Consider the following 3944-nt stretch of genomic DNA (forward strand, 5'->3'; position numbering starts at 1 on the left):
GCGACCCGACGACGGCGCTCGCGATGCTGAACGCGCAGGTGCAGGCGCAGTCGGCCTTCATCGCCTATGTCGACGACTTCAAGCTGATGATGTTCGTGACCCTCGCCGTCATCCCGCTCCTCGCCTTCATGCGCAAGCCGCGTGCTGCCCAGCCGGCCGCGGTGGCGGCGATGGAGTAGGGGGGTCAGCCACCGATCTCGTCCCGCGTGTAGTAGCCGCTCCCGACCAGCTTCTTCTCCCAGTTGGAGCGGTCGACGAGCACCGGCGCGAGCACCTGCGCCGGCACGGCCTTCGCGCCGTTGTTGTAGGTGCGGCCGTCGGTGACCGCCGGCGTCCCCCCGTCGAGCAGCGCCAGCACCATGCCGACCGCGGCCTGCGCCAGCGCGCGCGTGTCCTTGAAGACGGTAGAGTTCTGCCCGCCGGCGATGATCGAGCGCACCGAGGCGATGTCGGCGTCCTGGCCGGTGACGCAGGGCATCGGCATCTCGGCCGAGCCGTAGCCGACCGCCTCGAGCGCCGAGAGGATGGCGAGCGAGAGGGCGTCGTCGGGCGAGAGCACGCCGTCGAGCCGGGTCCGGCTGTAGTGCCCGGAGAGGAGGCTCTGCATCCGCGCCCCGGCGACGGCGGGATCCCATCCGAGCGTCCCGACCTCGTCCATCCCGGTCTGCCCCGAGCCGATGACGAGCCCGCCCTGGCCGATCGCCGGCTCGAGCACGCTCATCGCGCCGTCGTGGAAATCATCGGCGTTGCCGTCGGCGAGCGCCCCGCCGAAGATCTCGATCGCCCTGGGCGCGGCGGGGGAAAGCGGGCCGAGGCAGGCGAGGAGCGCCTGTCCCTGCAGCACGCCCACCTGGAAACTGTCGAAGGTCACATAGTAGTCGACGTCGGCGGTGTCGCGGATCAGCCGGTCGTAGGCGATCACCGGGATGCCCGCGGCATGGGCGCTCGCGAGCGCGCCGGCGAGCGCCGTGCCGTCGGTCGCGGCGACCACGAGCGCCCGCGCGCCGCGGTCGATCATCGCCTCGATCTGGGCGATCTGGTGCGGCACGTCGTCGCCGGCATAGGCGAGGTCGGCGGTAAGCCCCGCGCTCTCCAGCGCGGCGACCATGGCCTTGCCGTCGCGGACCCAGCGCGCCGGCTGCTCGGCCGGGAGCGCGATGCCGACCAGCGCCCCGCCCGTCTGGGCATGGGCCGGCGCCGCGCAGGTGGCCCAGAGCGTCGCCCCGACGAGGAAGCCCCGCAGCAGCCGCATCCCGGTCCCCTCCCGCAAATCCGGTCAGAAGAGCATTGCGCCCGGCGCGGCGTGCCGCAAGAGGCGCGCGCGACCCGCTCCGCCGGCTATTGAGCCGGCGGCCGGGCGGCATTAGCCTGCGCGCATGGCCGACCTCGCGACCCTCCCGACCCCGTGCCTTCTCCTCGACGAGCCGAGGATGACGGCGAACATCGCCCGCATCCACGGCCGGCTGGCCGGGACCGGCGTCAGCTACCGCGCCCACCTCAAGACCGCCAAGTCGGTCGAGGTGGCGCGCCGCCAGATGGCCGGGCCGCAGGGGCCGGCCATGGTCTCCACGCTGAAGGAGGCCGAGATCTTCGCCGATGCCGGCGTCGCCGACCTCACCTACGGCGTCGGCATCGCGCCCGACAAGCTCGAGCGGGTGCGGGCGCTCAGGGCGCGGGGCGTCGATCTCGGGATGATCCTCGACAGCGTCGAGCAGGCCGAGGCGGTCGCCGCCGCCTCGACGCCGGATCTGCCGCTCGCCGCGCTGATCGAGATCGACGCCGACGGCCACCGCTCCGGGGTGAAGCCCGACGACGCGGGGCTCCTGCGCGCCATCGCCGCCGCCCTGGCCCCGCGCGCCGAGCTGCGCGGCGTCCTCACCCACGCCGGCGAGAGCTACTTCGCCAAGGGGCAGGCGGCGCTCGAGGCGGCGGCCGAGGGCGAGCGGCTGGCCGTCGTCGGCGCCGCGGCGCTCCTGCGCGAAGCCGGCCATCCCTGCCCGGTGGTCAGCGTCGGCTCGACGCCGACGCTGATGGGCGCGACCTCCGTCGAGGGGCTGACCGAGTTCCGCGCCGGGGTCTGCGTCTTCTTCGACCTCTTCCAGGCCGGCGTCGGGGTCTGCTCGCCGGACGAGATCGCCCTCTCGGTGCTGACCGAGGTCATCGGCCACCAGAAGGACAAGGGCTGGACGATCACCGATGCCGGCTGGATGGCGATGTCGCGCGACCGCGGCACCGCGGCGCAGGCGGTCGACCAGGGCTATGGCCTCGTCTGCGACCTCGCCGGCCGGCCGATCCCCGACCTCGTCGTCGTCGGCGCCAACCAGGAGCACGGCATCGTCGCCCAGCGTGCCGGCGCGCCTTACCCCGCGCCGGACCTCCCGATCGGCACGCGCCTGCGCATCCTGCCGAACCACGCCTGCGCGACCGGCGCCCAGTACGACCGCTACGAGGTGGTCGGGCCGGAGGGCTGGCGCGCGAGCTGGCCGCGCTTCTCGGGATGGTAGGAGCCGCCATGCCCGCGAGCCTCTTCTCGCCGATCCGCATCGGCGGCCTCGACTTCCCGAACCGCATCGCGGTGGCGCCGATGTGCCAGTATTCCGCCGACGACGGCGTGGCCTCGGACTGGCATCTGCAGCACTGGATGATGCTCGCCATGTCGGGCGCCGGCATGGTGACCGTCGAGATGACCGACGTCGAGCGGCGCGGCCGGATCAGCCACGGCTGCCACGGGCTCTATTCCGACGCCTGCGAGGCCGGCGCCCGCCGGGCGCTCGACGCGGCCCGCCGGGTCGCGGCGCCGGGCACGAAGTTCGGGGTGCAGCTCGCCCACGCCGGGCGCAAGGGCTCCTGCCGCCGTCCCTGGGAGGGCGGCGGGCCGCTCCCGGCCGGCGAGGATCCCTGGCAGACCGTCTCGGCCTCGGCCATCCCCTATGCCGAGGGCTGGCACGTCCCCGAGGCGCTCGACGCCGAGGGGATCGAGCGGGTGGTCGCCGCCTTCGCCGCCGCCGCCCGCCGGGCGGAGCGCGCCGGCTTCGACTTCATCGAGCTGCACAGCGCGCACGGCTACCTGCTCAACCAGTTCCTCTCGCCGCTCTCCAACCGGCGCGAGGATGCTTTCGGCGGCGCGCTCGAGAACCGGCTGCGCCTGCCGCTCGCCGTCATCGCCGCGGTGCGCGACGCGGCGCCGGGGCTGATGCTCGGCGCCCGGCTCTCGGTGACCGAATGGACCGAGGGCGGGATAACCGTCGAGGAGGGGGTCGCCATCGCCCGCGCCTACCGCGAGGCCGGGCTCGCCTACATCTGCGCCTCCTCCGGCGGCAACGCGCCGCAGCAGAAGGTGCCGACCGGCCCCGGCTACCAGGTGCACCTCGCCGAGGCGGTGCGCCGCGGCGCCGGCATCGTCACCCGCGCCGTCGGCCTGATCGACGACCCGCGCCAGGCCGAGGAGATCGTCGCCGGCGGCCGCGCCGACATGGTCGCCCTCGGCCGCGCCTTCCTCGCCGACCCGCGCTGGGTCTGGCGCGCGGCCGCCGCCCTCGGCGCCGACTTCACCCCGCCGCCGCAGTACGCCCGCGCCGCCGCGCTGCCGCGGAAGTGGGTCGAGGCCGCCTGACGCCGCGGGACCGGCTCGCGCAACCGGCAGCCCTCCCCACCTGTCCCGCCCGAGGCCCTGCCTCGGGCAGCGCCCGACCCGCCCCCAGGCGGGCGCTTCTCGTCCGCCCGGTCGGGCGCTGCCCTCTCCGCGCTGGAGCGGCGGTTGGACAGGGCGTCACGCGATACGCCCTCTCGTCGGCCGACGCGATCTACGCGATGGCCGCCGAGCACGTCGACACCCGGTCGGTGCTCTTCCTCGGACGGCACGCCGGCTACCCCGTGGCTCTCGAGGGCGCGCTCAAGCTCAAGGAGCTCGCCTACATCCACGCGGAGGGCTTCGCGGCCGGTGA

3 protein-coding genes are annotated in these 3944 nt (G+C 74.6%); 2 read left to right on the forward strand and 1 reads right to left on the reverse strand.

Annotated features, from left to right (window positions below; all coding sequences use genetic code 11):
• Positions 1-184 precede the first annotated feature (184 nt).
• Entirely contained in the window at positions 185-1252 is a 1068-nt protein-coding gene (locus tag Q0112_RS02340) for a sugar-binding protein (protein ID WP_297970879.1), read from the reverse strand.
• A gap of 124 nt (positions 1253-1376) precedes the next feature.
• Between Q0112_RS02340 and Q0112_RS02345 the strand changes: the two genes are divergently transcribed.
• Positions 1377-2504: an alanine racemase gene (locus Q0112_RS02345; protein ID WP_297970880.1), complete on the forward strand. Its 1128-nt coding sequence runs from the start codon at positions 1377-1379 to the stop codon at positions 2502-2504.
• A gap of 8 nt (positions 2505-2512) precedes the next feature.
• Positions 2513-3613 (forward strand): NADH:flavin oxidoreductase/NADH oxidase, encoded by a 1101-nt coding sequence (locus Q0112_RS02350; RefSeq protein WP_297970882.1) that lies wholly within the window; start codon positions 2513-2515, stop codon positions 3611-3613.
• Positions 3614-3944: the final 331 nt, after the last annotated feature.

The organism is uncultured Amaricoccus sp. (genome assembly GCF_937858865.1).
Taxonomy (GTDB): domain Bacteria; phylum Pseudomonadota; class Alphaproteobacteria; order Rhodobacterales; family Rhodobacteraceae; genus Amaricoccus.

What these genes read in the sequence shown, in the direction of transcription:
- Q0112_RS02350 (WP_297970882.1), top strand. Translation starts at nt 2,513, where the DNA reads ATGCCCGCGAGCCTCTTCTCGCCGATCCGCATCGGCGGCCTCGACTTC.
- Q0112_RS02340 (WP_297970879.1), bottom strand. Translation starts at nt 1,252, where the DNA reads ATGCGGCTGCTGCGGGGCTTCCTCGTCGGGGCGACGCTCTGGGCCACC.
- Q0112_RS02345 (WP_297970880.1), top strand. Translation starts at nt 1,377, where the DNA reads ATGGCCGACCTCGCGACCCTCCCGACCCCGTGCCTTCTCCTCGACGAG.